Source organism: Burkholderia cepacia (assembly GCF_001718835.1).
In the GTDB taxonomy this organism is placed as follows: domain Bacteria; phylum Pseudomonadota; class Gammaproteobacteria; order Burkholderiales; family Burkholderiaceae; genus Burkholderia; species Burkholderia cepacia_F.
Genome location: NZ_CP013444.1, coordinates 3,302,183 through 3,325,014 on the forward strand (window position 1 = coordinate 3,302,183; position 22,832 = coordinate 3,325,014).

A 22,832-nucleotide genomic window follows, 5' to 3' on the forward strand; every position below is an offset into this window, starting at 1 on the left:
CTGCGAGTGGAAATACAACCGGGTTAGTGACGGGGTGAAGCAACTTGACGATGGACAGCCACGACCATCCGCGACGCGGGCGGCCGCATCCGGCAGTCGATCCAGCCGATGCCCGGCTCGTAGCCGGCCAGCCGGCAGCCGGGCGCGAGATCGGACAGACCGACGCGCGCGCCGTCGTCGGTCGTGAGCAGGGGCGGACGATCGGCGCGCATCACGAGCCGCACGCCCGAGCCGGATGCGCTGCGCGTATGCAGCGCGACGAGCGGCGCGGATTCGATCCGCACGCGGCCGACAACGACAGTGCGCAACGCACCAGCCGCACCGGCGGTCAGGATCCGCTCGCCCGAACGCAGCAGCGCGAGCTTGCGCGTGCGCGCACCGCCGCAGAACACGAACGAGTCGATCGAGCCCGCGCTGATCGAGAACGCGAGCGGCTGCGCGTCGTCGTGCGGCCGGTCGGCGGCCTTGACGAGCAGCATGCTGGTCGCGCTCGCGCCGGCCAGCACGCACTCTTCGCCGTCGAGCTGCGAACAGCCGTCGACGATCGCGTGCGGGCCGGTTCCGAGCGGCTCGACGCTCAACACTTCGAATGATTGCAATTTCAGCGGCTCGTGCGAACCGGCTTCGCCGCACGCGGCCAGCACATCGCGCAGCTCGCTTGCGTCGCGCGGCGCGAACGCGATGCCGATCGGCGCCAGCGCGTACTTGCGGGCGAGATACACGGCGCCGTGCGGATCGGCCAGCGACACGACGATGCGGCACGCGAGCTCGCCGACGTCGGCGAGCAGGCGCTCGAGCGGCATCGTGGTCGCGAGCGCGTAGTCGATCACGACGAACGCGTGACGCCGGATCGCGTCGCGCGCCGCGTCGAAATCGGGCGCCTCATCGATCCGCACGCGGCGGCCTGCGAGCGGCGCGCTCGCGTCGCCGACCAGCATCGCGGCGCCGGCGCGCGACACCACCGCCTGCGCGGGCGCGTTGCTCACGCCGGCCGGCACGGCCGACTCGTCGATCACGACGCGGCGCGCGCCGGCCCTCGCCGCGTCGGCCGCGACGGCGCCTGCCTGCGCGCCGAGCGCGCGCAGGTCGATCCACGGATAGCGATGCATGGAAACCCTCGATGGTCGAAAAAGACCGGGCACGACGGCCCGGCGCACCGGATCAGGCGGCCAGGTGTGCGGCGCGCCGCTCGACGCCGTGCACCGCGTCCGACAGGCGGCGGATCAGCGGGGCGGCCTTCGGCGCGGCGAACACGTTGCGGCCGGCCGCGATGCCGAGCGCGCCCGCGTTCATCACCCGCGACGTGAACGCGACGAACTCGTCTTCGGGCAGCTTCGCGCCGCCCGCGACCAGCACCGGCAGCGACGAGCCGGCGATGATGTCGGCCATGCTCGCGGCGTCGCCGCTGTACGGCAGCTTGACGATGTCGGCGCCGAGATCCGCCGCGACGTTCGCCGCATGGGCGATCAGTTCGGCCTGCGGACGATCGCCGAGGCCCGGGCCGCGCGGATAGATCATCGCGAGCAGCGGCAGCGACCAGCGCGCGCATTCGGTCGCGATGCGGCTCAGGTCGAGCAGCTGCTGGGATTCCGTCTTCGAGCCGAGATTCACGTGCACGCTGACCGCGTCCGCGCCGCTCGCCAGCGCGTCCTCGACGCTCGCGAACAGCGTCTTCGCGTTCGCGTCCTCCGCGTAGCGCGTGCAGCCGTTCAGGTGCACGACGAGCGCGAGATCGCTCAGCACGTCGGGCGCCAGGAAGCGCGCGCGGCCCCGATGCACGACGATCGCGTCGCCGCCGTGCGCGGCGATGTCGCCGACCAGTTGCCGCAACTGCTGCGGATGGGCGATCGGCCCGTCCGCGAGCGAATGATCGAGCGGCACCATCAGACACTTGCCCGACGCGGCACGCACCACCCGCCGCATCCTGAGCGCCTTGCCAGAAACCGATAGAAGAGCGTTCATCCGTGATTCCTCGCCAGAAATGGAAAGGCCGGCCCGTTCGACTTCAGCCTGCCTCCGGGGTGCCCGCTTGCGGGCGGAACTGGAGCGACAACCGAGCAACGCTTGCAGCAAATCTTGCGACGTGTAAGACTTGCATAGACCCAATCATCCTATGATTGGATCATCCTTGCAAGTGACTTGCGAGCGATCCTGTTTCCCGACCGGGGGACGCATTCGTCGCGGCATCGCTTCCCCTTTGCAGACAACGGCAGCACATCAACCTGTGAGGTGTCTATGAAGTTCGGCGTGTCCTTCCTGCCCGATACCGGCCCGGCCGACCGCCCGGCGGCCGACTATTACGCGCAGGCGCTGAAGCTCAGCGCGCTGTCCGAGCGGCTCGGCTACACGTACGTGAAGATGACCGAGCACTACCTGAAGCCGTACGGCGGCTACAGCCCGTCGCCGCTGATGTTCCTCGCGGCCGTGGCCGCGCAGACGAAGTCGATCCGCCTGATGACGGGCGGCATCCAGGCGTCGTTCCATCATCCGGTCCAGCTCGCGGCCGAAGCCGCGCAGCTCGACGCGATCTCGAACGGGCGGCTCGAACTGGGCTTCGCGCGCGCCTTCCTGCCGTACGAATTCGATGCATTCGGCATCGATCTCGACTCGAGCAAGACGCGCTTCCAGCAGACGATCGACGCGACGGTGCGGCTCCTCGCCGAGGAATCGGCCAGCGAGGACACCCCGTTCTTCCGCTACCGCGACGCGCAATCGCTGCCGCGCCCGACGCAGCAGCCGCGCCCGCCGGTGTGGGTCGCGGCGCTGCTCACGCCGTCCAGCTTCGAGTGGATCGGCGAACGCGGCTTCAACCTGCTGATGGCCGCGCCGCCGCGCAAGGCCGCGCTCGCCAAGACCCAGGAGATGGTGGCGCTCTATCGCGACACGTTCGAGCGCCATCACGGCCACACCGGCCGCAAGCCGCAGGTCTCGATCAGCATCCCGCTGATGATCGGCACGTCGGACGCGCATGCGCTGGCACTCGCGGAGCCGCGCCTGCGCCATCACTGGCGCTATTTCGCGGAAGCGGCGAAGTCGTGGGAGCAGGTGCAGTCGCCTGCCTACCAGGGCTACAACGAAGCGATGAAGAACAAGATGGGCGGCATGGACACGGCCGACCTCGACGCAACCGCCGTGCTCGGCACGCCCGACACCGTGCGCCAGCGCATCCGCGCGCTCGAGGCCGACCTCGGTCTCGACGCGATCCTGTGGCACATCGACTACGGCGCGCAGCCGTACGAGCTGATGAGCAACAACCTGGAGGTGTTCGCCCGCGACGTGCTGCCGGGACTATGACGCCATGTCGATCTATTCCGGACGAGAGGCGAACCCCTCCATGATCACGACAACTTCACTCAGCGCGCTCGTCGTCGGCGCCGGCATCGGCGGCCTCGCCGCCGCGCTCGCGCTGCGGCGCGCCGGCCATCGGGTCACCGTGCTCGAGCAGAGCCGGGCGTTCCGGGAAGTCGGCGCCGGGCTGCAGGTCGTGCCGAACGCGACGCGCGCGCTGCGTGCGCTCGGCGTGCTCGACCGGCAGCGGCTGGCCGCCGTCGCCCCGATCGCGACGATCCGCCGCCGCTGGCAGGACGGCAGCCTGCTCGGTTCCTTCCCGCTCGGCGACGAAGTCGAAGCCGCCTTCAACGCACCGTACTGGAACGCGCATCGCGCCGACCTGCATGCCGCGCTGCTCGACGCCGTGCGCGACCCGGCAGGCGCCGGCGTGCCGGTCGACGTGCGCGGCGGCGTCGCGGTGCGCGACCTGGATGCGCACGGACCCGACGGCGCGAGCGTCGTCGCCGCGGACGGCACGCGCTGGCGCGCGGATCTCGTCGTCGCGGCCGACGGCATTCATTCGACGCTGCGCCACGCGCTGCTCGGCGACGACGCGCCGCACTACAGCGGCGACGACGCGTATCGCGCGCTGATCGACGCCGATGCGATCGACCCGCGCTCGCCCGTGTTCGAGATCGTCAGGGAACCGCAGGTGACGATCTGGCTCGGGCCCGGCCGGCACGCGATCCATTACTGGGTGCGCGACCGCCGGCTGCTGAACCTCGTCGTGATCGTGCCGGGCGACGGCAGCACGCGCGAATCGTGGAGCAGCAAGGGCGACCGCGCGACGCTCGAGGCCGAGCTCGACGGCTGGGATCCGCGCCTCGTCGGGCTGATCCGCTGCGCGTCGGACCTGAGCCGCTGGTCGCTGCACGACCGCCAGCCGCTCACGCGCTGGGTGTGGGACAGCGTGTGCCTGCTCGGCGACGCATGCCACCCGATGCTGCCGTACCAGTCGCAAGGCGCCGCGCAGGCGCTCGAGGACGCGGTCGTGCTCGGCCGGTGCGTGACCGGGCTCGCGTCGAAGGACGCCCTCGGCGCCGCGCTGGTCGAATACCAGCGCCTGCGGATCGACCGCAGCGCGCGGATCCAGCTGGCATCGGCCGGCAACGGCGGCGTATTCCACCTGCCCGACGGCCCCGAGCAGCAGGCGCGCGACGCCGAGCTCAAGTCGCGCCGCGCCGACTTCAGGTCCTATCACTGGACCTGGGCCGACGCGTACCAGATGTGACGCTTCACCCCGGCGCCGCGCGGCCGCGCTTCGCGCCGGGGCCTTTCGCGATGGAACCGCATCATGACGAACACCGTGGACATTGCGCAGCAACTGAAACAGGCGATGCGCGGCGTGGCCGCCACCGTCACGATCGTGACGACCGGCGGCGACGGCGCCGCCGCCGCACCGTGCGCGCTGACCGCCAGCTCGTTCACGTCGGTCGCGCTCGATCCGCCGACCGTGCTGGTGTGCATCAACCGGCGCGCGAGCATTCACGCGTCGATCACCGGCCGCCGGCGTTTCTGCGTGAACGCGCTGCGAAGCTGCCACGTGCCGCTCGCGCTCGCGTGCAGCACGACGGGCTCCGACGCGCGTTTCGCGCACGACGCATGGCGTACCGACGCGGCGACGGGCCTGCCCTATCTCGAGAACGCGCAGACGTCGTTCTTCTGCGACACGCTCGAACAGGTCGAGGTCGGCTCGCATTCGATTCTGGTCGGCCGGGTCACGCGCGTCGCGATGTCCGCCGACGTGAACCCGCTGATGTACGTGAACGGCGCATTCGCCGCCGTCCGCTCGCTGCCGTCCGATGCGACGCGCGCGCCGTCGGCCGCCGGCGAGCGCACATGACGGCGTCGTTGCGTGCGCCGCGCATGTCGCCGCGCGCAATCGATGCGTGCGCTGCACTGACGCCAGGCGAGCGGCTCGCGCACTACCATTGCGCCGCATGCACGCTTTGAGGAGGACTTGATGGCACCCGACCTGAACCTGCTGATTTCGCTCGATGCGCTGCTCGAAGAGGGCAGCGTCGTCGGCGCCGCACGCCGCATGAACCTCAGCCCGCCCGCGATGAGCCGCACGCTCGCGCGCATCCGCGAAACGGTCGGCGACCCGATCTTCGTGCAGGCCGGCCGCAAGATGGTGCCGACGCCGCGTGCGCTCGAACTGCGCGGCGTCGTCCGCGAAACCGTGGAGCGCGCATCGCAGTTGCTCGCGCCGTCCGCGGAAATCGATCTCGGCACGCTCGACAAGCAGTTCAACGTGCGGGCGAACGACGTCTTCGTCGGCCTGCACAGCAGCCGGCTGCTCGAGGAGATGGCGCGCGGGATGCCGCGCGCGATGCTGCGCTTCATGCCCGAGGAAGACGACATCGACGACGACGCCTTGCGCAGCGGCCGCATCGACCTGTTCATCAGCGCGTCGCGCCGCCTGGGGCCGGAGATTCGCGTGCAGCCGCTGTTCACGACGACCTTCGTCGGCCTCGCGCGCCACGACCACCCGATCTTCGACGACGACATCACGCCCGAGCGCTTCGCGCGCTGGCCGCATATCGGCGTCTCGCGGCGCGGCAAGTCGGTGGGGCCGATCGACACCGCGCTGGCGGAGCGCAGCCTCGAACGGCACGTCCTGCTCGTCGTGCCGACGCCGTATGCGGCGATCTTCGCGCTGCAGGCGTCGGACCTGATCCTGCCGCTGCCCGAGCATCTCGCGCGCGGCGCGGTGCGGGCCGGGCTCGGCGTGCGCACGTTCGAACTGCCGGTGCCGCTCGAAACCGTGCTGATCACGCAGGCGTGGCATCCGCGCTTCCAGAGCGACCCCGCGCACCAGTGGTTGCGGCGTGTGGTGCGCGGGCTGTGCACCGGCCCGTCGGCATTGCAGCCGACGCACGCATGACGCGCACTCGACGCGTGCGCCAGATGCACGCGTCGAGTGCAAAGACGTCACTGTTCGGCATGCATGCCCCGCCCGTAGACTGTTTGCGTCATTCATCATGGTGCATCAGGAGTACAGGAGTGCATAACGCAGCAGATCCGCCGGCCACCGCGCCGGCCCCGCCCGGGCGCCTGAGTCGAGCGACGGCGGCGCTGGTCGCGCGCATCGACATCTTCACGCCGCGCGGCGCGTATGTCGCGCGCTCGGTCATCGCCGCCGCGCTCGCGCTCGGCGTCGCGTACCTGCTCGAACTGGAAACCCCGTATTCGGCCGCGTCGACGGTACTGCTCGTGATCAATCCCGTCCAGGGCGCGGTGATCGGCAAGGGCGTGTGGCGCGTGGTCGGCACGATCGCGGGGATGGTCGTCGCGTTCGTGCTGATGGGCTGCTTCGCGCAGCAGCCGCTGCTGTTCATCCTCGGCTTCGCGTTCTGGCTCGGTGTCTGCGTCGCGGGCATGACGCTGCTGCGGCACTTCCGCGCGTCGGGCACCGTGGTGGCCGGCTACACGATCGGCCTCGCGACCTACGGCGCGATGCAGCACCCCGAGCTGACCTTCGAGCACGTGATCGGGCGCGGCTCGACGGTCGCGATCGGCGTGCTGTGCCTGAGCCTCGTGTCGATGCTGCTCGGCACGCGCGACGTCCGCATGAAACTCGAAGCGCTGGTCGCGCGGCTCGCCGCGTCCGCCGCCCGCGCGATCGCCGTGCAGCGCGGCGGGATCGCCGCCGCGCCCGGCGATGACCAGCGGCACGCGCTGTTCGCCGGCATCTACGGCATCGACGATCTGCTCGCGCTCGGCAAGGCCGAATCGGCAGACCTCGCGCAACGCGCGGCCGCCGTGCGGCACGGGATGGCGTCGCTGTTCGGCGCGCTCGCGGGCGGCATGCCGCCGCTGCCGGCCGACAGCCCCGGCGCGCGCGCGGTCGCGTCGCTGCAGCCGCGTCTCGCGGCCGCGTGGCAGGCCGCCGCCGACGCGCTCGCCGACGGCCCGGCCGGCACCGTGCGCGCGCTTGCGCTGCTCGGCGACGCGCGCCAGCGCTTCAGGACGGCGCTCGACGAGATCGTGCTGGCCGATCCGCGCGACGACGCGGCGTTGCTGATCGCCGGCGAGCGGCTGATCGAGCAGATCGACGACTACCGCGCGGCGCTCGACGGGCTCGTCGAGCTGCAGCGCGCGCGGCCGCAGCGCCGGCCCGCGCCGGTGCGCTTCCATCGCGACGTACGCTCGGCGCTCGAGAACGGCGTGCGCTCGATGTGCGCGATCGTGATCTCCGGCGCGTTCTGGCTCGCGACCGGCTGGAACCAGGGCGACATGATGCTGCTCGTCGTCGCGCCGTACTGTGCGCTGCTCGCGACCGCCGGCAACCCGGCCGCCGGCGCGCAGGCGTTCATCAAGGGCACGGTGCTCGCCGTGCCGGCCGCGTTCGTGTGCGCGTTCGGCATCCTGCCGCGCATCGAAGGCTTTCCGCTGCTCGTCGTCGCGCTCGCGCTGTTCTGGATGCCCGGCATCTACGCGACGAGCGTGCCGAAGAGCGCGCTCGCGGGGCTCGCCTATCTCGTCGCGTTCAACACGCTGACCGGCGCGACCAATCCGTTCCGCCCCGACGTTGCGCTGTTCCTGAACCAGTCGGTCGCGTGGGTGCTCGCCACGTTCCTCACGCTGCTCACGTTCCGGTTGATCCTGCCGGGCAACCTGGCCACCGATGCCACGCGGCTGCGCCGCACGATCCGCGACGACACGCTCGCGCTCGTGGCCGGCCGGCGCGTCACGGCGGCGGGCTGGCAGCAGCGCCAGCAGCACCGCATCGCGCAGCTCGGCGCGCTGCTCGCGGGCCAGCCGGCCGCGATGACGCAGGCGAGCATCGAGGCGCTCGCGGCACTGCACGTCGGCAAGGAGCTGCTGCGGATCCGCCGCGGCGCCGCGCGCGACGGCTTGCCCGAGCCCGCGCGGCAGTGCGCGCGCACCGCGCTCGCTCGGCTCGCCCGCCGCGCAGCGCAACCCGTGCGCGCGGCCCGGCATGCACGGCGCGCCGCGCACGCGCTGGCCGGCCTCGCCGCCGCGCATCCCGGCTGCGGCGCCGAGCTGAAACGCCTGATGGCCGCGTTCGCCGACGTCCACGTGCTGCTGCACACGTACGCCGCCTATTTCACCGCCGTTCCGGAGCGCGCCCGCGATGCTCAGTGAATTCCCGCTGGCCGGCATCTACCTGCCGCCCTTTTTCGTCTATGCGTGCGCGACCGTGCCGCTCTACCTGGCCGTGCGCGCGCTGCTCGCGCGGCTCGGCGTGCTGCGCCGCGTGTGGCATCCGGCGCTGTTCGAGTTCGCGATTTCGCTCGTGCTGGTCGCCACGCTGGTTCTTTATCTCTAGGGTCTGTTTACCTATGGAACGTACATGCGAATGCCCGAAATCGCTCGTAGGGCAAGGAGCGAGGAGCGCCGTTTGGCCGCGCCAAACAAGCGACGAGCGACGCCGCCATACGGGCGATTTCGGGCATTCCCCTGGAATGAATTTCAAGTTTGGGGTTGCCACGAGAACGGCCGCTCGCCACGTTGTGCTCCTTGGCGATACGTCCAGTATTCGCGGCGTCGCACGCCTCGCGAGCGGCCGTTCTCGTGGCAACGCATGTACGTTCCATATGTAAACAGACCCTAGGATCTGCGTCATGTCGCTCAAACCCCTCACCCGCTCCCTGCTGACGCTCGCCGCGGCCGGCGTCGCGATCGTGCTGGTCGCCGCGCTCTGGCATGCATACGTCCTCGCGCCGTGGACGCGCGACGCGCGCGTCAGCGCGCACGTCGTGCGGATCGCGCCCGAAGTGTCGGGCACCGTCGTCGAAGTCGCGGTGGTCGACAACCAGCGCGTCGCGAAAGGCGACGTGCTGTACCGGATCGATCCGCAGCGCTTCGCGCTGGCGGTGGAGCAGGCCGAGGCGCAGGTCGCCGCGACCGCCGAGTCGATGCGCCAGAAGCGCGACGAAGCGCAGCGGCGCACCGGCCTCGACGATCTCGTGCCGCGCGAGGACATCCAGCGCTCGAGCCGCGCGGTGGCGATCGCGCAGGCCGAGCACCGCAAGGCGCTGGCCGCGCTCGACGTCGCGAAGCTCGACCTCGAACGCACGACGCTGCGCTCGCCGGTCGACGGCTACGTGACGCAGCTGCGCCTGCGTCACGGCGACTACGCGGTCGAAGGCAAGCCCGGCATCTCGGTGCTCGACGCGCACAGCTTCTGGATCACCGGCTATTTCGAGGAGACCAAGCTGCGCCGCGTCGCGACGGGCGCGCCCGCGACGATCCGGCTGATGGGCTTCGATCCGCTGCTGAGCGGGCACGTTACGAGCATCGGCCGCGGTATCGCCGACGAAAACGGCACGCTCGACGAACTCGGGCTGCCGGCCGTCAACCCGACCTTCAGCTGGGTGCGGCTCGCGCAGCGCATTCCGGTGCGCATCGAGATCGACCGGGTGCCGGCCGGCGTGCTGCTGGCGGCCGGCATGACGTGCAGCGTCGAAGTCGGCGAACGCGGACGCGAGCGCACGCCGCGCGGCCGGCTCGCGTCGTGGCTGCACGCGTGGATGTAGGCGGCTCCGATGCGACGCACGCCTTTCCGATCGACACGATTCGGCGCCGCGCTCGGCGCCGCCGCCTGCGCGAGCGCGCTCACCGCCTGCACGACGGTCGGCCCCGATTACGTGGCGCCGCAGCCCGCGCACCCGCCCGGCTGGATCGAGCGCGGCGACAGCGCCGTGCAGGCCGACCCCGCGCAGTTGCAGGACTGGTGGCGCGCGTTCCGCGATGCGCTGCTCGACCGGCTGATCGCGCAGGCGCTCGACGGCAACCAGGATCTCGCGATCGCGCGCCAGCGCTTGCTGCAGGCGCGCGCCGAACGCGACCGGATCGCGAGCCGCCTCGGCCCGACCGTCACCGCGGGCGGCAACGCCGATGCGCTGCGCTCGTCGCGGGCGCTCGAATGGCCGCCCGGGATCGGCCAGTCGCGCACCTACCGGCTCGGCTTCGACGCGTCGTGGGAGCTCGACCTGTTCGGCGGCACGCGACGCGCGGTCGAATCCGCCGATGCGCAGATCGACGCGCTCGACGACGATCGCCACGCGATCCTCGTGAGCCTGCTGGCGGAACTCGCGTCGGATTACGCGGGACTGCGCGCGACGCAGGAACGGCTGCGGATCGCAACGGACAACGTCGCGAGCCTCGACGCCACGCGGCAGCTGACCGAGCGCTCGAACCGGCGCGGCCTCGGCACGTCGTTCGCGGTCGCGCAGGCGCGTGCCGAGCTGCAGCTCGCGCAGGCGGCGGTGCCGCCGCTGCAGCAGGACGTCGCGCGTCTCGCCCACGCGATCGGCGTGCTGACCGGCGGCTTTCCCGGCGCGCTGCGCGACACGCTGAGCGCGCCCGGCGCGACCCTGCCGGTCGCGCCCGCGCTGCCCGTCACGCTGCCGTCGGACGTGATCCGCGAGCGTCCCGACATTCGCGCCGCCGAACGGCGGCTCGCCGCCGCGACCGCGCAGATCGGCGTCGCGCGCGCCGAGCAGTTTCCGCATTTCGCGATTCCGCTGAGCCTCGGCACGACGGCGAGCCTCGTGCAGGACCTGTTCTCGGGCGCGAGCGTCGCCTGGTCGGTCGCGCTGGACGGCACGCAGACGCTGTACGACGGCGGCCGCGCGAAAGCCGGCGTCGACGCCGCGCGCGCGGCCGCCGAGGCCGCGCGGCTCGCATACGAGCAGCGCATCCGCGTCGCGTTCCGCGAGGTCGAGGATGCGCTCGCCGAAATCTACGCGGAGCGCGACCGGCAGGCGGCGCTCGCCGCGGCGGTCGACAGCAGCCAGGATGCGCAGTCACGCGCGACGCGGCTGTACCGCAACGGCCTCGGCGAATACCTGTCGGTACTCACGGCGCAGCGCGCGACGTACCGCGCCCGCGATGCGCTCGCACTCAGCCGGCTCGCCCAGGTGCAAGGCGCGATCGCGCTCTACAAGTCGCTCGGCGTCGGCTGGCGCAACGACGCGCCGGTCGCGCAGGCCGACGGCCCGCCGCCGGGCCCCGCACGCTGACGCGCATTGCGCCGGTGTTCCCGTCGTCATGCTTCACAGGAGAATCGCCATGAATCTCGATCCGCAGGAATTCGTCGTGCACGACATCAGCCGGTTTCCGTTCTGCGTGTTTCGCGCGCAGGCCGCGACGCCGGGCTATGCGCTGCAATGGGAGAAGGAGATCGACGCGCTGATGCGCCACGGCGAGCCGTTCGTGATCGTCTACGTCGAGCTCGACACCGACGAGAGCCACGACGACCGCAAGCATCGCGCGGTCTGGCTCAAGCAGAACAAGGTCGCACTGGGCGCCGTCTGCAAGGCGCTCGTCAGCGTCGAGCCGGATCCCGAGCGGCGCGCGCGGGTCGCCGAGCAAGGCGAGACGGCCGTAAAGGCGTTCGGGATTCCGCACGAGGCGGTGGCGTCGCTCGACGAGGCCGCCGCGCTTGCCGCGCGGCTGACGGACACGGACCGCGCAGCATTGCAGGTTCGCCCGACGTGATGCGCGCGGCCGCAATCCGCGCGGAAACGGCGACGCCCGGACACCGCCGGCGGCGCGAGCGCGCCCGCTCGATACGCCGCCGACGGATGCCGGCCCTGGTGTCGCGACGGCGCGGCGCGCCGACGTATGTCGTCATCGTCGAGCTGCCTTCGTGGCTGCACTGACGCGCCGCGTGACGCAGGTCGCTGCAGGCCGCGCCGCGCGGCGCGATAATGGCGCTCCGGCCGTTGCCGACGCGACGGCGCACACGTTCGCCTTCCAGCATGCACGCTCACGCCACTTCCATCGACGTCGCCGCCATCGACAGCTGGCACGCGCACGTCTACTTCGACGCCGCCAGCCGCGATGCGGCCTGGACCTTCCGGCAGATCGTCGAGCAGCGCTTCGGCGCGGTCATCGAACTCGGCCGCTTCCACGAACGCCTCGTCGGCCCGCACCCGGCGTGGTCGTACCAGATCGCGTTCGACACCGCGCGCTTCGACGACATCGTGCCGTGGCTCGTGCTGAACCACGGCGCGCTGGATATCTTCCTGCATCCGAATACGGGCGACGAACTGCGCGACCATCGCGATTGCGCCGTGTGGATCGGGAAGTCGTACGTGCTGAACCTCGGCGTGTTCGCGGATTAACCGTGTAGCACGGGCCGACATCCACGTTTCGGTCCGTGCTGAAACGTCTGCCAGTGTGCGTCCGATACAGTGGGTCCGTTATCCACGCTGTCCGAAGCCCGCCATGACGACACACGCCGACACTGACGCCGATGCCCGGCGCATCCACGAAGGCTGGCACGCGGCCGTCGTCGCGCGCGACGTCGATGCGCTGATGGCGCTGTATGCCGACGACGCGGTGCTCGAAACGCCGCTGATCGTCGCCACGCTGCCCGATCACGGCTCAGGCGTGCTGCATGGCAAGGCCGCGATCGGCGCGTTCTTCGCGGCCGGCCTGCGCAATCCGCAGAACCGGCTCGGGCGCTGGTACCGCACCGGGTTGTTCTTCTCGAACGGCCGCCGGCTCACGTGGGAATATCCGCGCGCGACGCCGGAAGGCGACCAGGTCGATCTCGTCGAAGTGATGGACCTGCGCGACGGGCTGATCGCGCATCATCGCGTGTACTGGGGATGGGTCGGATTCACTGCGCTGCGCAGCGCCGCATCGACGGCCGAGCGCGCATGATCGCCATCGTCGCGCCGACGCGCTCACGCATGCGGCACGGCGCGATGCTCACGCAACGTACATCGCGACACTGACGAACTGGCACAGGCTCCCGGCCAGCACGAACAGATGCCAGATGCCGTGCCCGTGGCGGATGCGTTCGTCGTTGACGAAGAAGTAGATGCCCGCGCTGTAGATGAGGCCCCCGGCCACGAGCCATGCGGTGCCGACCGGCGGCAGCGCATGGATCAGCGGACGTACCGCGACGAGCGCGAGCCAGCCCATCGCCACGTACAGGATCATCGACAGCAGGCGCGTGCGCCGCCCGAGCGTCAGTTCCTGGACGATGCCGAACACGGCCAGCCCCCAGCTCACCCCGAACAGCGACCAGCCCCACGGGCCACGCAGCGTGACCAGCGTGAACGGCGTATAGCTGCCGGCGATCAGCAGGTAGATCGCCGAGTGGTCGCACTTCTGCAGGATGGCTTTCAGGCGCGGGCTACGCACGCTGTGGTACAGCGTCGAGATCGCGTAGAGCACGCAGAGCATCGCGCCGTACACGCTGAAACTCACCACCTTGTAGGCGTCGCCTTCGAGCGCGCCCATCGTCACCAGTGTTACCAGCCCTGCCACCGATAGCACTGCGCCGACGAGATGGGTAATGCTGTTGAAACGCTCACCGGCATGCACGACGAGTTCTCCTGCGCGGTTGACCGGAACAAGGGACTGCCATGATACCGGCGAGCGAAGCATGCCGTGATGTGCGCACGCACGCAACCTGCCGACGCGCAACAACACGGTCATCCGGGTGCTGGCGCCGTTCCCTTCGACGCAGTCGATGTCGGATCTCGCGCGCTCAGCCGGCATGCGCTTTTCCCTTCACTTCGATTCGCGCTGCGCGTCGCGGATTCGGCGACGGCCTTCCCGAAACGGGCGGCCGGTCGCGATTGCGATCGGGTCGGCGAATAATTTACAAATTCCTACGTATCGAACATATACTGCGCTTTTTATTTACGCGACCCGCCGTCGAACGCGGCGAAACGCCCTTCCGTACCCAGATGAGCACGCCATCCACCATGTCCGCCGACGCGCAGCCACCGTTGCCGTCCCAAGCCGCGATCGATTACGAGCGGACCGTCCTGAGCTGGTCGACCGACATCCCGCCGGATGTCGTCGCGATACGCGATCTCCGCTACGGCCCCGATCCGCAGCACCGCTACGACGTGTTCGGTGCCGATCGACTGAAAAACGCGCCGATATTGGTGTTCTGGCACGGCGGAGGCTGGACGAACGGATACAAGGAATACGTATCGTTTCTCGCGTCCGCCGTGGTCCGTATCGGCATGGTGCTGGTCGCCCCCACCTACCGGCTCGCGCCGCGGCATCGGCTGCCGGCCGCGTTCGACGATGCCGCGGCGTTGCTCGCGCATCTCGCCGGCGCAGCGCGTCGATGGGGCGGCGATCCCGACCGCCTGTATCTGGCCGGACATTCCGCGGGAGGCGCGATCGCCGCGATGGCGGCATTGCGCGCGCCCGCGCTGCGAGCCGCCGGCGGCTCGCCGACCGCCGTGCGAGGCTGCCTTCCGATCAGCGGCGTGATGGATCTGTGCCATCCGAGCCCGTTGCCCGGCAGCCTGGAAGAACGCGTCTATACGACACTGCTCGATCGCACCGACAGCGACGCCGCGATGAGCGCATTGTGCTGGGCGGCAACGTCCGCCGTGCCGATGGTGCTCAGCTACGGGCAAAACGACAGCGAACGCGTGATCCGCTCGAACCGGCGCATGCATGCGCTACTCGCGCACGCCGATCCGCGCAGCCTGCTTCGCTGCGACGAGCATCCCGGCGAAGATCATTTTCAGACGCATACCGCATTGCGCGATCCGTCGCATCCGTGGTTCGCAACGCTTGCCCATCTGGTCGAGGAGACGTCGAATTGAAAGAGGCGGTGGACATCGGACTGCCCCAACCGGCGCAGCCGTTCTCATGGGCAATCAAGGCCGCGGGCCTGCTCTTCACCGCACACGGGCCGGTGCGCAGCGACGGTTCGCTCGAGACCGGCGATATCGCGACGCAAGCGCGCATCACGTTTCGGAATCTGAAGGCCGCGGCCGAAGCCGCCGGTGCGGATCTGTCGTGCGTTGCGCAAGTGCTGATCACGCTGCTGGACGTCGACGACGTGCCGGTCGTCGACCGTGTCTATCGGGAATTCTTCACGCCACCGTATCCGAACCGGTCGACGGTAATCGCCGGCGCGCTGGTGGCGCCGGCCATGCGGATCGAAATCGTCGCGTATGTCGCGTTGCCGCCCGCCCGCGAGTAGTCGAGCGGCCCGGCGCGCGACCGTCAGTCGCCGAAGCGCTTGAGCAGCGCTTCGGCGGTGCCCGTCACGTGATGCCGCAGCAGTTCCAGCGCCTTAGCGGTGTCGCGGTCCAGCACGGCTTCCATCAAATCCCGGTGTTCCTTCAGCACGTCGTCGGCGAGCTTTTTCGTGGACCGCGGGTAAGCCAGCCGGATTCGTCGATAGCGTTCCGAATGATCGACGAGTTGCTCGTCCATCCGCAGCAGCCATTTCGACGTCGCCGCCGCCACCAGCGAGAAATGAAACCGACGGTGCGCGGCTTCCCATAGCTCGATCGCCGCGACGTCCGACGCGTCGGTCGGCAAGCGCGCCTTCGTGAGCTTGTAATACGCGGCCGTGATGTCGGCACCCCAATCGTCGTCGCCCTGCGCGATCGAATCTGCGAGCAACACCTGTTCGATCGCAATGCGCGCGCTCGTCAGGTCGAGCAGATCGCTCCTGGACAACGGCGCGACGCTGAAGCCGCGCTGGCCTTCGTTGGTCACGAGCTCGTCGCCGCACAGCAGCATCAGCGCCTCGCGGATCGGGCTGACGCCGAGTTCGTAGCGCGTCTGCAGCGACTGCAGCCGAAGCTTTTCGCCGGGAGCCAGACGGCCCGCAATGATGTCCGCGCGAAGCAGCTTGTAGGCCTTCTCCGAAATGGTCTGCGACACCGCGGGATCGGTGGACGGCGCGTGACGTGGAGCGCGGGTGGGCGACGAGATCATGGGCGTGCGCGAAGCATCGGGTTGAGGACGAGGGCGGGATTGCGTTAGGCGAAATCTTATACCACCCGGCCAGCTTTATAAATTCTGCGTACCGCTACAACACTGTGTCGGCACGCGCATGCGCCTGTGCCTAAAGGCCGCGTCAACCGCAAGGACGGGTACGCACGCCGATGCCCGGCCCCCTGTCTCGCCGCATTCGCTGCGCCCGGTACGCGCGCACCGCCGGCTCTAGGGTATACACAGAGTTTCTTTGATCGGCAAAAATTTATAATTTCCTAAGTTCAATGCACGGAACGTTGTTTCACATATAAAACACGACCGTGCATGCCGTCGACGCGATGCCGATACGGCGAACAGCTTCGCGCGCCTTCGGCACGCGCCCCACGAACGGACGGGAAATCAATGAATCGAGCGGCAATCAACGTGGTCGGCATCGCGGCAATCGCCTGCGCGGTATGCGTAACGGCCCGTGCACAGAGCCGGGACGCCGCGATCGACTTCTACGGCATCGTGGACGTCGGCATCGTGCACGAGTCCGGCGCCGCGGCAGGCGCGGTCACGCGACAGACCGGCGGCGTCATGAGCGGATCCCGCTGGGGCCTGCGCGGCCGGGAAAACTTGGGCGGCGGCCTGTCCGCCGTCTTCACGCTCGAGGGCGGCTTCCTGACCCATACGGGCGCGGCCGGGCAAGGCGGCCTGCTGTTCGGACGCCAGGCGTACGTCGGCGTCGACTCCGCTCGATTCGGACGACTGACGTTTGGTCGCCAGTACACGACGCTCGCGATCGCGCAGGTGACGATGGATCCGTTCGGCACCGGGCTCGCCGGCACGTCGGCGAACCTGATTTCCGCAGGCGGCCATGGCGGCAGCAACCGGATGAACAACGCAATCAAATACGCGTTGCCGAAAACGCCGGGCCGACCGTATGGCGAGATTTCGTACAGCCTCGGCGGCGTGCCCGGATCGATCGTCGCAAACAGCCAGTTCGGCGCATCGCTCGGCTACAACGCGGGCAAGCTCGACACGATCGTCGCCTATGCCGACGCCAGGAATGCCGACGGCCGCGGGGACGACGCGCGCGAAGTATTTTTCGGCGCCAAATACGACTTCGACGTCGCGACCGCGTACCTCAACTATGTGATCAACCGCGGCGCGATCGTGCCGCGCACCGTCAATCGACGCTCGCAAGACTTCCTGATCGGCGCCAGTGTTCGCATCGGCACCGACTACCTGCTTGCGTCATGCATCTACAAGGACGACCGCACGGCCGACCGCAACGACGCGCGGCAATTCGCGCTCGGCTACGTGCACAACCTGTCGAAACGCACCAGCCTGTACGCGTCGTACACGCACATCTGGAACCGCGCGTCGAATACCGCGACGTCGGGCTTCTACCGCATATGGAACGCGACCGACGTCGGCAACCCCGCGGCAGGCAATTCCGCATTCAATCTCGGCATCAACCACCGCTTCTAGAAGGAACCGTCATGCTCCCCGATCTGGAAAACGCTGTCGTCAGGAAGGTCACCCGAAGGCTGGTGCCGCTGCTGTTCGCCATCTATTTCGTCAATTTCCTGGACCGCGTGAACATCGGCTTCGCCGCGCTGCAGATGAACGACGAGCTGGGGCTGAAGCCGGCGATGTACGGACTCGCGGCGAGCATCTTCTATGCGGGCTACATCCTGTTCGAAATTCCGAGCAACCTGCTTCTGCAACGCTTCGGCGGCCGCACGTGGCTCGCGCGGATCATGATCACGTGGGGCGTGATCTCGATCGCCCAGGCCGCGATCACCAGCCCGCACCATCTGTACGGCGTCCGGTTTCTGCTCGGCATCGCCGAGGCCGGCTTCTTTCCGGGGCTGATCTACTACCTGACCTGCTGGTATCCGCAAGCGCACCGCGCGAAGGCGATCGGGAAAGTCTACTCGGCCAACACGATCGCCGTGATCGTCGGCGCGCCGCTGTCCGGATTGCTGATGTCGTCGATGCACGGGCTGGGCGGACTCTCCGGATGGAAATGGATGTTCATCGTCGAAGGCATTCCGGCCGTCGTCCTCGGCATCGCGGCGTTCCTCTATCTGACCGATGCGCCGTCGAAAGCCGCGTGGCTGTCCGACGCGGAACGGACGTGGCTGACGGAAAAAATGAAGCGGGAAGACCGCGCCGCCGCAAGCCTGGGCACGTCGGAGTTGCTTCCGGCGCTGACGAGCCCGATCGTGTGGCTGCTGGGCCTGCTTTATTTCTCGCTCGGCATCGGCTTCAACGGCATCACGATGTGGCTGCCGCAGCTGATCAAGCAGTTGTCCGGGCTGCCGATCGCTGCGATCGGCCTCGTCAGCGCGGTCCCGTTCGTCGTCGGCACCGCGGCGATGCTCGTCAACGGCAAGCATTCGGACAAAACGCGGGAGCGCAGATGGCATCTGGCCATCCCGCTGGCCGTCGGTGCGATCGGGATGATCGCGAGCGCGGCCGCGTGGTCGAACCCGGTCGTCGCATTCGTGTTCCTGTGCATCGCGACCGCCGGGCTGATGGGCGGCCTCAGCGTGTTCTGGTCGATCCCGTCGGCGTTTCTCAGCGGCGCGGCCGCAGCGGGCGGCCTCGCGCTCGTCAACACGATCGGCAGTGTGTCCGGACTGTCCGCGCCTTATCTGATCGGCCTCATCCGCGACCGGACCGCGGATTTTTCGGCGCCGATCTATTTCATGGCTTCCGGTATCGCAGTCGCCGCCGTTCTGGCGGCGGTGCTGCCGTTCCCGGATCGGTTCGAACCGGCTCGCGCGTCGGTTCATTGACGCGTTTCCCAAAGGAGATCAACGATGAGCAATTCGAATGCCGCGCAGCTTCGCGCCGCGTTGTCCGGCGTCCTCAACGAAGCGGGCTTCATCGACGGCGATGAAGCCGGTGCGCGCTACTGCGAGGACTTCAGCGGCGGTCGCGGCGAACCGGTCGCGGTCCTGCGTCCCAAAACGCCGGCCGAGGTCGCGGCGGTCATGAAGATCCTCCACGCGCTGAATCAGCCCGTCGTGATTCAGGGCGGCATGACCGGCCTCGTCGGCGCGTGCGTGCCGTGCCGCAGCCCGGCGAAGCGGTGATGTCGCTCGAGCGGCTGAACCGGATCGAGGAGATCGATGCGGTCGGCTGCACGATGGTGGTTCAGGCCGGCGTATGCCTGGAATCCGTTCACGCGGCCGCGGCCGCCAGCGACCTGCTGTTTCCGGTCGACATCGGCAGCCGCGGCTCGTGCCAGATCGGCGGAATGATCGCGACCAACGCCGGCGGAAACCGCGTGCTGCGTTACGGGATGATGCGCAACGCGGTGCTCGGGCTCGAGGCCGTGCTGGCCGACGGCACCGTGATCTCGCGGATGGGCAAGGTGCTCAAGGACAACGCCGGCTACGACCTGAAGCATCTGTTCATCGGCAGCGAAGGCACGTTGGGCGTCGTGACGCGCGCGGTGCTGTCGCTGCAGCCGCTGCCGGCATCGCGCCGGACGGCGCTCGTGTCGGTGAACGGCTTCGGCGAAGTGATCGCACTGCTGCAAACGTGCCGCCGGCGGCTCGGCGCGTCGCTGACCAGCTTCGAAGTGATGTGGCGTGACTATTACGACACCGTCACGCAGGAACTGAAGATCGGGAAGCCGGCGTTCGCGCGTCCGGGCTCGCATCTGATCGTCGTCGAAACGATGGGCGCGCAGCCCGACGACGACGATGCTCCGTTGACCGACGTGCTCGGCGAGTTTCTCGAAGCCTCCGACGGAGCGGACGCGATCATCGCGTGCTCGCTCGCCGAGGCCGACGCGTTGTGGGCGCTGCGCGAAGCGTCCGGCGAAGCCGCGAACGCGATCGCACCGTGGGTCGGCTTCGACGTCAGCCTGCCGATTGCCGACATGGAACGGTGGGTGATCGACATTCATGCGCAGTTGCACGGGCTCGGCACGGTCCGGATGCAGACCTACGGCCACCTCGGCGACGGGAACTTGCATCTGGTCGCCGGCGGCACGCCGGACGACGCCGGCTTCGCGGCGCGCGTGTCGCCATGCGTGCATCGCTCCGTCGGCGCGCTCGGCGGCTCGGTGTCCGGCGAGCACGGGATCGGATTGTCGAAGAAGCCGTATCTGCGCGACAGCCGCTCCGCCGACGAAGTCGCGCTGATGGCCGCGCTGAAGAAAACGCTGGATCCGAAGTCGCTTCTGAATCGCGGCCGCGTCGTCGAAATCCCGGCATAGGAATCCAGATCATTTTTTTCGAATACACGACATGACCATTCTGATCACCGGAGCCGGCCTGATCGGCCGCCTCACCGCAGCGCGCCTGCACGCGCAACACGAATCCGTGGTTCTCGCAGACGTGCGGATGCCGGATGAAAGCACACGCCGGAACCTTCACGTCGTGCAGTGCGACGTCACCGATTTCGACGCGCTATCGACGCTGATCGACCGCCATCGGGTGCGCGCGGTCGTGCACACGGCCGCGCTGCTATCGACCGCGATTCGCCGCGATCCGCTCGCGGGTATCAAGGTCAACATGCTCGGCACGGCGAATGTGCTGGAAGCCGCACGGCGACATCGGCTCGATCGGACCGTCATCGCCAGCTCGACGACGGTCGCGTATACGGCGTTCGGCACGTTGCCGGCCGAACCGATCGCCGAAGACTTCGTCAGCCACAGCGTCAGCGAAGCGCCGGCCAGTCTCTATGCGGCGACGAAGATCGCCGGCGAGCATCTCGCGCTCGCGTATGCGTCGCTATACGGGCTGAGCACCGTCGTACTCCGTTACGGCGCCGTGCTCGGCACCGGGCCGGAAGCGGCCACGAGCGTGCCCGGGCGCCTGCTGCATTGCCTGCTCGATGCCGGACGGCGCGGCGTTCCGGCCCAGCTCGACGATCCGGTGCTGTTGTGGAACGGCCGCGAAGAGTTCGTCGACGCACGCGACTGCGCCGACGCGAACGTCGCCGCGCTGCGCGCCGAAGCGCCGACGCAGCGCACTTACAACATCGCGACCGGCGCATGGTGGACGGTCGACGAATTCGTCGATGTCGTGCGCGCGCAGTTTCCCGCACTGCGCATCGGCGCCATGCGGCTTCCGGACGGCGGCTTTGCCGCCTTCCCGCACCGCCGCCCGGCGCCGTCCGATGTGCGCGCGGCACGACGCGAACTGGGTTTCACCGCAGCCTGCTCGCTGGCGGATTCGGTTGCGCATTTCGCGCGCGACGCCGGCCGGTGATCGATGCGCCGCGCCACGGCACGCGGATGAACCGGCAGCGACAGGTCGACGGCGAACCGCCGGTCGACCGGTCGCTTCCATCCAAAACAAGGAACCCCCATGACATATTCCCAACTCGATGCGCTCGCATCGAGCGGCAGTCGAGAACACGACGTCGAACGCGCGACGATCCGGCAAGTGACGCGGCGGCTGGTTCCGCTCGTTTTCGTCGCATGGTTCGTCAACTATCTGGACCGCGCGAACATCGGCTTCGCCGCGCTGCAGATGAACCAGGAACTCGATCTCGGCCCGGAGATGTTCGGCTTCGCGGCCGGCATCTTCTATCTCGGCTACATCGGCTTCGAGGTACCGAGCAACATGATCATGCATCGCGTCGGCGCGAGGAAATGGCTCGCGCGCATCATGGTCACCTGGGGCATCGTGTCGGCCGCGACCGCGTTCGTGCAGACCGCCGAGCAGCTGTACGCGGCGCGCCTGCTGCTCGGCGTGGTGGAGGCCGGATTCTTTCCGTCGGTGCTGTACTACCTCGCGACCTGGTATCCGAAGCAGCATCTCGGGCGTGCGATCAGCCAGGTCTATTCGGCCAATATCTGTTCGCTGATCTTCGGCGGCCCGCTGTCGACGCTGCTGATCGCGCACTTCCATCAGTCGGCCGGCTTTTCCGGCTGGCGCTGGATGATGTTGCTGGAAGGGCTGCCGGCCGTCGCGCTGGGCGTGCTCGCGTGGTTCGTACTGGTCGACCGGCCGGCCGAAGCGAAATGGCTGAATGCCGCGCAACGCGGCTGGCTGACGTCCACGCTCGCACGCGAAGAAGCCGCGGCCGCGCAAACCGGCACCGCGAGCTTCCGCGACGCGATGCTGTCGCCGCTGGTCTGGCTGATGGGCTTGCTCTACTTCTGCATCGGCATCGGTTTTTTCGGCATTTCGACGTGGCTGCCGCAGGTCATCAGGCAGATGAGCCGCTTGTCGATCGTCGAAATCGGCGTCGTCAGCGCGATTCCGTTCGTCCTCGGCGCAATCTCGATGCTCGGCAACGCACGGCATTCCGATCGTCGGATGGAACGTCGATGGCATCTTGCCGGCGCGTTGATCGTCGGCGCGGCCGGCCTCGCCGGCAGCGGCCTGACGTCCGGCTCGCCGCTCCTGTCGTTTGCGTGCATTTGCATTGCCGCCGCGGGCATCGTCGGCTCGCTGAGCGTGTTCTGGACGATTCCGCCGACGTTCCTGGCCGGCGCGGGCGCAGCCGGCGGGATGGCGCTGATCAATTCGATCAGCGGGCTCGCCGGCTTCTTTTCGCCGTGGCTGGTTGGCGTTGCACGTACCCGCTCGCCGGATTTCTCGCTGGCGCTGTACTGTCTGGCCGCAGGCGTCGCGGTCGCCGCGCTGCTGGCCATCGCGGCGCCGTACGATGCGCGGCACCCGCGGCACGCGGAACCGCATTGATGCCGGCATCGGTCCGGCGCGGAGGCGAAACGGCAGGCCCGGCACGCTGCTCGCCGGGCCGAGCACGCCGCGTGCGACCCGTCCGTTGTCGTCGAACGGCTTCGCCCGCGCTTCGGCGAAACCAAAATGCATGCCGCGCACCCG

23 protein-coding genes are annotated in these 22,832 nt (G+C 68.9%); 19 read left to right on the forward strand and 4 right to left on the reverse strand.

What is annotated here, in order from left to right; all coding sequences use genetic code 11:
- Positions 1-23 precede the first annotated feature (23 nt).
- A complete protein-coding gene (locus WT26_RS34475) occupies positions 24-1,109 on the reverse strand; it encodes a 3-dehydroquinate synthase II (protein ID WP_069275045.1) in 1,086 nt (361 codons plus the stop codon).
- Positions 1,110-1,161: 52 nt separating this feature from the next.
- The gene (locus tag WT26_RS34480) at positions 1,162-1,962 is read right to left on the reverse strand and encodes a 2-amino-3,7-dideoxy-D-threo-hept-6-ulosonate synthase (RefSeq protein ID WP_021164281.1); all 801 of its coding nucleotides are present in this window, start codon (positions 1,960-1,962) and stop codon (positions 1,162-1,164) included.
- Positions 1,963-2,235: 273 nt separating this feature from the next.
- Between WT26_RS34480 and WT26_RS34485 the strand changes: the two genes are divergently transcribed.
- The 11 genes from WT26_RS34485 (at position 2,236) to WT26_RS34535 (ending at position 12,975) form a co-directional block, all read left to right on the forward strand.
- Positions 2,236-3,294 carry an LLM class flavin-dependent oxidoreductase gene (locus WT26_RS34485; RefSeq protein WP_069275046.1) on the forward strand — a complete coding sequence of 353 codons (1,059 nt, stop codon included), beginning with the start codon at positions 2,236-2,238 and terminating at the stop codon, positions 3,292-3,294.
- A 40-nt stretch (positions 3,295-3,334) separates the two neighbouring features.
- Positions 3,335-4,561 (forward strand): FAD-dependent monooxygenase, encoded by a 1,227-nt coding sequence (locus WT26_RS34490; protein ID WP_069275047.1) that lies wholly within the window; start codon positions 3,335-3,337, stop codon positions 4,559-4,561.
- Between the two features lie 63 nt (positions 4,562-4,624).
- Positions 4,625-5,173: a flavin reductase family protein gene (locus WT26_RS34495; protein ID WP_069275048.1), complete on the forward strand. Its 549-nt coding sequence runs from the start codon at positions 4,625-4,627 to the stop codon at positions 5,171-5,173.
- Positions 5,174-5,293: 120 nt separating this feature from the next.
- Positions 5,294-6,217, forward strand: coding sequence for a LysR family transcriptional regulator (locus WT26_RS34500; protein WP_069275049.1), 924 nt, complete (start codon positions 5,294-5,296; stop codon positions 6,215-6,217).
- Positions 6,218-6,336: 119 nt separating this feature from the next.
- Entirely contained in the window at positions 6,337-8,442 is a 2,106-nt protein-coding gene (locus tag WT26_RS34505) for an FUSC family protein (protein WP_069275050.1), read from the forward strand.
- Positions 8,432-8,626 carry a DUF1656 domain-containing protein gene (locus tag WT26_RS34510; protein WP_069275051.1) on the forward strand — a complete coding sequence of 65 codons (195 nt, stop codon included), beginning with the start codon at positions 8,432-8,434 and terminating at the stop codon, positions 8,624-8,626. Before WT26_RS34505 ends, WT26_RS34510 begins: the two co-directional genes overlap by 11 nt.
- 295 nt (positions 8,627-8,921) lie before the next feature.
- Positions 8,922-9,836, forward strand: coding sequence for an HlyD family secretion protein (locus tag WT26_RS34515; protein ID WP_069275052.1), 915 nt, complete (start codon positions 8,922-8,924; stop codon positions 9,834-9,836).
- A gap of 9 nt (positions 9,837-9,845) precedes the next feature.
- Entirely contained in the window at positions 9,846-11,324 is a 1,479-nt protein-coding gene (locus WT26_RS34520) for an efflux transporter outer membrane subunit (protein ID WP_069275053.1), read from the forward strand.
- A gap of 49 nt (positions 11,325-11,373) precedes the next feature.
- On the forward strand, positions 11,374-11,802 hold the full coding sequence (locus WT26_RS34525; RefSeq protein WP_069275054.1) for a hypothetical protein: 429 nt from the start codon (positions 11,374-11,376) through the stop codon (positions 11,800-11,802).
- 263 nt (positions 11,803-12,065) lie between these two features.
- Positions 12,066-12,431 (forward strand): DOPA 4,5-dioxygenase family protein, encoded by a 366-nt coding sequence (locus tag WT26_RS34530; protein WP_069275055.1) that lies wholly within the window; start codon positions 12,066-12,068, stop codon positions 12,429-12,431.
- A 103-nt stretch (positions 12,432-12,534) separates the two neighbouring features.
- Complete coding sequence (locus tag WT26_RS34535) at positions 12,535-12,975, forward strand: nuclear transport factor 2 family protein (RefSeq protein WP_069275056.1); 441 nt, start codon at positions 12,535-12,537, stop codon at positions 12,973-12,975.
- A 48-nt stretch (positions 12,976-13,023) separates the two neighbouring features.
- Here the strand turns inward: WT26_RS34535 and trhA are convergent, their stop codons facing one another.
- Entirely contained in the window at positions 13,024-13,644 is a 621-nt protein-coding gene (gene trhA / locus WT26_RS34540; protein ID WP_059523176.1) for a PAQR family membrane homeostasis protein TrhA, read from the reverse strand.
- 41 nt (positions 13,645-13,685) lie between these two features.
- Between trhA and WT26_RS34545 the strand changes: the two genes are divergently transcribed.
- Together WT26_RS34545 and WT26_RS34550 are read left to right on the forward strand one after the other, a co-directional pair.
- Positions 13,686-14,894, forward strand: a complete 1,209-nt coding sequence (locus WT26_RS34545; RefSeq protein WP_080485807.1) for an alpha/beta hydrolase — start codon at positions 13,686-13,688, stop codon at positions 14,892-14,894.
- Positions 14,891-15,277 carry a RidA family protein gene (locus WT26_RS34550; protein WP_060138664.1) on the forward strand — a complete coding sequence of 129 codons (387 nt, stop codon included), beginning with the start codon at positions 14,891-14,893 and terminating at the stop codon, positions 15,275-15,277. The genes WT26_RS34545 and WT26_RS34550 overlap by 4 nt, the downstream gene beginning before the upstream one ends.
- 23 nt (positions 15,278-15,300) lie before the next feature.
- Here WT26_RS34550 and WT26_RS34555 read toward each other — a convergent pair whose 3' ends face one another.
- Positions 15,301-15,969, reverse strand: coding sequence for an FCD domain-containing protein (locus WT26_RS34555; RefSeq protein WP_230461689.1), 669 nt, complete (start codon positions 15,967-15,969; stop codon positions 15,301-15,303).
- 456 nt (positions 15,970-16,425) lie between these two features.
- On the opposite strand from WT26_RS34555, the gene WT26_RS34560 reads away from it, so the two are divergent.
- The 6 genes from WT26_RS34560 (at position 16,426) to WT26_RS34580 (ending at position 22,688) form a co-directional block, all read left to right on the forward strand.
- Positions 16,426-17,499: a porin gene (locus WT26_RS34560; RefSeq protein WP_069271766.1), complete on the forward strand. Its 1,074-nt coding sequence runs from the start codon at positions 16,426-16,428 to the stop codon at positions 17,497-17,499.
- An 11-nt stretch (positions 17,500-17,510) separates the two neighbouring features.
- On the forward strand, positions 17,511-18,815 hold the full coding sequence (locus tag WT26_RS34565; RefSeq protein ID WP_069275057.1) for an MFS transporter: 1,305 nt from the start codon (positions 17,511-17,513) through the stop codon (positions 18,813-18,815).
- A 24-nt stretch (positions 18,816-18,839) separates the two neighbouring features.
- Positions 18,840-19,115 carry an FAD-binding oxidoreductase gene (locus tag WT26_RS38775; protein WP_155123291.1) on the forward strand — a complete coding sequence of 92 codons (276 nt, stop codon included), beginning with the start codon at positions 18,840-18,842 and terminating at the stop codon, positions 19,113-19,115.
- Positions 19,091-20,248, forward strand: a complete 1,158-nt coding sequence (locus WT26_RS34570) for an FAD-binding oxidoreductase (RefSeq protein WP_155123292.1) — start codon at positions 19,091-19,093, stop codon at positions 20,246-20,248. The genes WT26_RS38775 and WT26_RS34570 overlap by 25 nt, the downstream gene beginning before the upstream one ends.
- 31 nt (positions 20,249-20,279) lie before the next feature.
- Complete coding sequence (locus tag WT26_RS34575; protein ID WP_069271768.1) at positions 20,280-21,245, forward strand: NAD-dependent epimerase/dehydratase family protein; 966 nt, start codon at positions 20,280-20,282, stop codon at positions 21,243-21,245.
- A gap of 99 nt (positions 21,246-21,344) precedes the next feature.
- The gene (locus tag WT26_RS34580; protein ID WP_069271769.1) at positions 21,345-22,688 is read left to right on the forward strand and encodes an MFS transporter; all 1,344 of its coding nucleotides are present in this window, start codon (positions 21,345-21,347) and stop codon (positions 22,686-22,688) included.
- The last annotated feature ends 144 nt before the right edge of the window (positions 22,689-22,832 follow it).

Coding starts and splice junctions, on each gene's coding strand:
- WT26_RS34580 (WP_069271769.1), top strand. CDS start 21,345: ATGACATATTCCCAACTCGATGCGCTCGCATCGAGCGGCAGTCGAGAA.
- WT26_RS38775 (WP_155123291.1), top strand. CDS start 18,840: ATGAGCAATTCGAATGCCGCGCAGCTTCGCGCCGCGTTGTCCGGCGTC.
- WT26_RS34545 (WP_080485807.1), top strand. CDS start 13,686: ATGATACCGGCGAGCGAAGCATGCCGTGATGTGCGCACGCACGCAACC.
- WT26_RS34525 (WP_069275054.1), top strand. CDS start 11,374: ATGAATCTCGATCCGCAGGAATTCGTCGTGCACGACATCAGCCGGTTT.
- WT26_RS34485 (WP_069275046.1), top strand. CDS start 2,236: ATGAAGTTCGGCGTGTCCTTCCTGCCCGATACCGGCCCGGCCGACCGC.
- WT26_RS34495 (WP_069275048.1), top strand. CDS start 4,625: ATGACGAACACCGTGGACATTGCGCAGCAACTGAAACAGGCGATGCGC.
- WT26_RS34565 (WP_069275057.1), top strand. CDS start 17,511: ATGCTCCCCGATCTGGAAAACGCTGTCGTCAGGAAGGTCACCCGAAGG.
- WT26_RS34515 (WP_069275052.1), top strand. CDS start 8,922: ATGTCGCTCAAACCCCTCACCCGCTCCCTGCTGACGCTCGCCGCGGCC.
- WT26_RS34530 (WP_069275055.1), top strand. CDS start 12,066: ATGCACGCTCACGCCACTTCCATCGACGTCGCCGCCATCGACAGCTGG.
- WT26_RS34560 (WP_069271766.1), top strand. CDS start 16,426: ATGAATCGAGCGGCAATCAACGTGGTCGGCATCGCGGCAATCGCCTGC.
- WT26_RS34480 (WP_021164281.1), bottom strand. CDS start 1,962: ATGAACGCTCTTCTATCGGTTTCTGGCAAGGCGCTCAGGATGCGGCGG.
- WT26_RS34475 (WP_069275045.1), bottom strand. CDS start 1,109: ATGCATCGCTATCCGTGGATCGACCTGCGCGCGCTCGGCGCGCAGGCA.
- WT26_RS34535 (WP_069275056.1), top strand. CDS start 12,535: ATGACGACACACGCCGACACTGACGCCGATGCCCGGCGCATCCACGAA.
- WT26_RS34520 (WP_069275053.1), top strand. CDS start 9,846: ATGCGACGCACGCCTTTCCGATCGACACGATTCGGCGCCGCGCTCGGC.
- WT26_RS34500 (WP_069275049.1), top strand. CDS start 5,294: ATGGCACCCGACCTGAACCTGCTGATTTCGCTCGATGCGCTGCTCGAA.
- WT26_RS34490 (WP_069275047.1), top strand. CDS start 3,335: ATGATCACGACAACTTCACTCAGCGCGCTCGTCGTCGGCGCCGGCATC.
- WT26_RS34575 (WP_069271768.1), top strand. CDS start 20,280: ATGACCATTCTGATCACCGGAGCCGGCCTGATCGGCCGCCTCACCGCA.
- WT26_RS34510 (WP_069275051.1), top strand. CDS start 8,432: ATGCTCAGTGAATTCCCGCTGGCCGGCATCTACCTGCCGCCCTTTTTC.